This is a genomic window from Castellaniella sp., assembly GCF_041675725.1.
Classification (GTDB): Bacteria; Pseudomonadota; Gammaproteobacteria; order Burkholderiales; family Burkholderiaceae_B; genus Castellaniella.
Genome location: NZ_JBAYTI010000110.1, coordinates 1 through 4,550, shown reverse-complemented (window position 1 = coordinate 4,550; position 4,550 = coordinate 1). Strand labels below are relative to the sequence as shown.

The window sequence follows — 4,550 nt, the reverse complement described above, 5'->3', positions numbered from 1 at the left end:
GGGGGTCGAGCGCGTGCCGCCGCCCGCGCTGCCTGGCGCGAAGGTACGTACGCCGGCGCGCATCGAGGGGATGTTCGCGTACCCCGAGCCCGCGGCGACGCCCGGCCCGGCCACGGCCAGCCCCTACGGGCTCGGCGCCGACGCGACGACTGGCAAGGCCGCGACTGGCCGTGCGGGTCTGCAGGCCATGTCACTGGAAGAGGGGATTCGAGCGCTGCAGCAGGGCCGGCTGGATGCCTGGATGGGTGTGATCCCGGCGGATCAGGCCGTACCGGATGGGCTCCGGGCGGAGCCGCTGGCCTGGTCAGCCGCCGCCATGGCAATCATGCGCACCGACACCGACATCCACGCCTGGCGCGATCTGGCAGGGCGCAGCGTGTGCGTGAGCGGGGATGGCCGTCATGTGGATGAAATGGCCGCGCGCTACGGGGCGATCGAACAGATCTATCCGGCCGCCGCCGATGCCTTGCTGGCCCTGCGTATCGGGGGGTGCGACGCGGCGGTGATGGACGAGGCGCTGCTGCAGCACCTGCTGGCATTTCCGGAATGGCAAAAATTCTCAGCCCGGTTGCGGCCGACGACGGAGGCGCGTTTGTGGTGGATCAGCCGGCGGCGGCAGGCCGGGAATCCGGCTGCTGTCTCGTCTGGCGCCCCTGAACCTGCGGACTTACAGGCTCTGGGCCGGTCGCAGGCGCGTGATATCGCGTTCGAAGTGTATCTCGACCAGACCGTTCCCGATTGTCACTAGCCTGGTTGGCCTGGTTGGCCCGACACCCCAGGCCTGTTGCCGGACCCGTTGCCGGACCAGACGGTGCGGGCTGTGCGGGCTGTGCGGAGAAGGCCGAGCCTGGCGCGTCTTGGGCGGTTATCGCGTGCGGCGGCGGGGGGCGGGGCTGCCAGGCGACCGATTGAGGTGGCGAAAGGTAATGCGCCCCTTGGTGAGATCATACGGGGACATTTCGAGCGTAACCTGGTCGCCGGCCAGGATACGGATGTGATGCTTGCGCATCTTGCCGCCCGTGTAGGCAATGACCGGGTGGCCATTGTCCAGTGTTACCCTGAATCGGGAATCGGGCAGGACTTCGGTGACTGAGCCGTGCATTTCCAATAATTCTTCTTTGGCCATATGGACTCCTTGAAATGGCTGAACGACTGCCCATCGCCGTGAACCCGCGTTCTGGCGGCATGACAGACTGGCGGGGCAGAATGAAATCCGGACAGGGCATTGCATGCCCCGAAACAAGACAACCACCCGGAGAACGTGAGCCTCTGGATGGGCAAGTGGTGGAATGAATCCGAATGCAAGATGAAAGCTGATTGCTTTCAATGACTTGCATTTTATGCGCGGATCGTGATTATGTCAAGTGAAAGGGGGGGTCAGGCGCTGGTTAAAATACGTCGGGTACCCAGCAACCAGGACACGCTCCCCATGTGTGTGCAGCATGAGCCAGAAGCTTTCCATTGATACGGCGGCACTGCTGCTCGTGCCGCCCCTGATGTGGGCCAGCAACGCAGTGGTGGGTCGCGCGGTGGCGGACATGGTGCCGCCGTTGACGCTGAACTTCCTGCGCTGGTTCGTCGCGCTCCTGCTCCTGCTGCCGTTGGGCTGGCGCGTGCTGGGCAGACACAGCGTCATTTGGCGTGAATGGCCTCGCTATACGGTATTGGGTCTGTTGGGCGTGGGTTTGTATAACTCGCTGCAGTATCTGGCCCTGCACACGTCGACCCCTATGAACGTCACACTGGTGGCAGCCAGCATGCCCGTATGGATGCTCATCATCGGACGCCTGTTCCATGGCGTGGCCATCCGCCCGGCCCAGGTGCTGGGCGCCGTGCTGTCCTTGGCGGGCGTGGCCGTGGTGCTGTCGGCTGGCAGCTGGGCCGAACTCATGGCGCTGCGCTTCGTGGTGGGCGACTTGCTCATGGTGCTGGCCACCATACTGTGGGCGTTCTATAGCTGGCAGTTGACGCGCGTGCCGGTCGATTCGCCCATCCGGGATCATTGGGCTGGCTTCCTTCTGGGGCAGATCCTGTATGGGGTCGTCTGGTCCGGCCTGTTCACCGCGCTCGAGTGGCGCTGGTCCGATGCGCAGATCGCCTGGAGCGGCGGGTTGCTGGCGGCCATCCTGTTCGTGGCGGTGGGGCCGGCCGTGATCGCGTACCGCTGCTGGGGGGCCGGGGTGCAGCGCGTGGGCCCCACGGTGGCCGGATTCTTCAACAACCTGACCCCCCTGTTTGCCGCCCTGATGTCTTTGTTCCTGTTGGGCGAGCACCCCAGGTTGTTCCATGCGGCGGCTTTCGCCCTCATCATCGGCGGGATCGTTCTGTCGTCGCACCGGCGTGCTCGATGAGCAGCTGCAGTTGCGTGCGCCCCCCCCACCGGTTGTTGTCCAGCCGGTAGACTACGTCGACGTCATCGGGCAGGTGTTGATCGTGGTTGAACCAGATGGCATCCAGGCGCAGGTCGCCGCGTTGCAAGAAAAGCTTCAGGTGGCGGTTTTTTAGAAGCCGCTGGTGCAGCACCCGGAAGCGGTCATGGAACAGGGGCGCCGGAAACCCGGCCCCCCATATCTGGCGGGCCAGCAGGTCGGCCGTCTCGGGCGTACAGAATTCGGGCGCCAGCGAACCGTCGGTGTCCAGCTGCGGCTCGAAAGAACTGCAGCCACTGAGCGTGCGTACTGCCTGGTCGAACTGCAGCGCGAAGTCGTCGAACGCGCGACGCCGCAGCGTCAGGCCGGCCGCCATGGCATGTCCGCCAAATGTCAGGATCGCCTCTGGCAAACGCTTGGAGACCAGGTCCAGCGCATCGCGCAGATGGACCTCGGGGATGGAGCGTCCCGAGCCGCGCAGGGTGTCGTCGCGATCTGGCGCGAAGGCCAGCGCAGGGCGCCACCAGGCTTCTTTGAGCCGCGAAGCCACCAAGCCAATGACGCCGGGGTGCCAATCATCCTGCCAGACGCACAGGCTGGCCGTGCCAGTGGGGGTGCCCGCCCGCAGCGCAGCTTCGGCCTGCGCCTGCATGGTCGCTTCCCGCGTGCGCCGTTCACGGTTGATGTCGTCCAGGGCGCTGGCCAGCTGCGCGGCACGCGCCGGATCGTCTTCCAGCAGGCACTGTATGCCCAGGCTCATGTCGGCCATGCGGCCGGCCGCATTGATGCGTGGGCCCAGTGCAAAGCCCAGATCGGCGGCGCTTGCATGGCGGGGGTCGCGTCCGGCCACGGCGAACAGGGCGGCAATGCCCGCCTGCATGCGCCCCTGGCGGATATTGTCCAGACCCCGGGCCACCAGCAGGCGATTGTTCGCATCGAGCCGCACGACGTCGGCCACGGTGCCCAGGGCAAGCAAGTCGGCCAAGGCCTCGAGCCGGGGCCCCTGGCGGGCCGACAGCACGCCGCGTGTGCGCAGTTCGGCGCGCAGGGCGAGCATCAGGTAAAACACGACCCCCACGCCGGCCAGGTGCTTGGATGGAAAACCGCAGCCCGGCTGATTCGGATTGACGATGGCCTGCGCCTGCGGCAGGGTGGCGCCGGGCAAATGGTGGTCGGTGACGATCACCTGCATGCCGGCGGCCTGGGCCGCCGCCACCCCGTCGACACTGCCGATGCCGTTGTCCACCGTGATCAGCCAGTCAGGGCGGCCCGCCGGGTGCCGGCAGGCCAGTTCGACCACGGCGGGCGACAGGCCATAGCCGGTCTCGAAGCGATTGGGCACCAGGAAATCCACGTCGGCGCCCAGCTGGCGCAACACGCGTATGGCCAATGCGCAGGCGGTCGCACCGTCGCAGTCGTAATCGGCGATGATCAGCAGTTTCTGCCGCGCTGCCAGGGCGTCTGCCAGTAAGCGTGCGGCATGGTGAACGTGATCGAGTTCGGCCGGCGGGATCAGGCCGGCCCAGGCATGGGTATCGGGTCGCGCCAGGCCGCGCGCCGCCCAAAGGTGCGCCAGCAAGGGGTGTGCCCCTGATTCCAGCAGGATCTGGCAGGCGTCAGGCGCAGGGACGCGGGTCACAATCAGCGGCTGCACCACCAGCGCCTCCAGTCGTGAGGGCGCAGGCGGCTGAGCCAGCCTTGCCTGACGTTCAAGGTGATGTGGCGCTCGCGCCCGCACAGAGTCAGCACGCCCGAGCCCCGGTCCATCAGGCCCGCCAGTGTCGTATCCAGGCTGGCCAGCGCCTGCAGCCAGCCGCCCCAGTCCTGGCGCATGGCATGATCATTCAGCCGGTCGTCGACGTGCAGGTCCGCTGGTAGCGGCCGCTGCAGCCGTTCGCGCCGGCCGCCACCATACAGCCACAGGCTGTTGATGGACGGCAGGCCCAGGCGCGCGCGCGCCTGGTTGACTGGATGTTCGAACCAGGCCATCTGCAGCGTGTTGACCAGCCGGCGCCAGGGGCGCGCCTGCGCTGATTGTGGCCACCAGTCATTCACGGCACTGCTGGCCACCAGGGCGGGGCTTGCGCAGTCGAACGATACCGGCTCGGACCAGCAGACTTGCCAGGTGGCCGGCAGCGGCGTCGGGCGCAGGTCGATCATGGGATGGTCCGGCAGTTCCGC

At 66.9% G+C, this 4,550-nt stretch carries 4 protein-coding genes and 1 pseudogene; 2 read left to right on the top strand and 3 right to left on the bottom strand.

The window, feature by feature from the left end:
* A partial coding sequence (locus WCZ84_RS13680) for an ABC transporter substrate-binding protein (RefSeq protein ID WP_372686831.1) occupies positions 1-748 on the top strand: 748 nt, incomplete at its 5' end.
* A gap of 117 nt (positions 749-865) precedes the next feature.
* On the opposite strand, the gene infA is transcribed toward WCZ84_RS13680, so the two are convergent.
* Complete coding sequence (infA, locus tag WCZ84_RS13675) at positions 866-1,126, bottom strand: translation initiation factor IF-1 (RefSeq protein ID WP_372686830.1); 261 nt, start codon at positions 1,124-1,126, stop codon at positions 866-868.
* Between the two features lie 316 nt (positions 1,127-1,442).
* Between infA and WCZ84_RS13670 the strand changes: the two genes are divergently transcribed.
* On the top strand, positions 1,443-2,351 hold the full coding sequence (locus tag WCZ84_RS13670; protein ID WP_372686829.1) for a DMT family transporter: 909 nt from the start codon (positions 1,443-1,445) through the stop codon (positions 2,349-2,351).
* On the opposite strand, the gene recJ is transcribed toward WCZ84_RS13670, so the two are convergent.
* Entirely contained in the window at positions 2,308-4,026 is a 1,719-nt protein-coding gene (recJ, locus tag WCZ84_RS13665; protein ID WP_372686828.1) for a single-stranded-DNA-specific exonuclease RecJ, read from the bottom strand. The genes WCZ84_RS13670 and recJ overlap by 44 nt on opposite strands.
* Positions 4,011-4,550: pseudogene (locus WCZ84_RS13660) on the bottom strand (hypothetical protein); the annotation flags it as partial. The gene recJ and the pseudogene WCZ84_RS13660, both read right to left, overlap by 16 nt.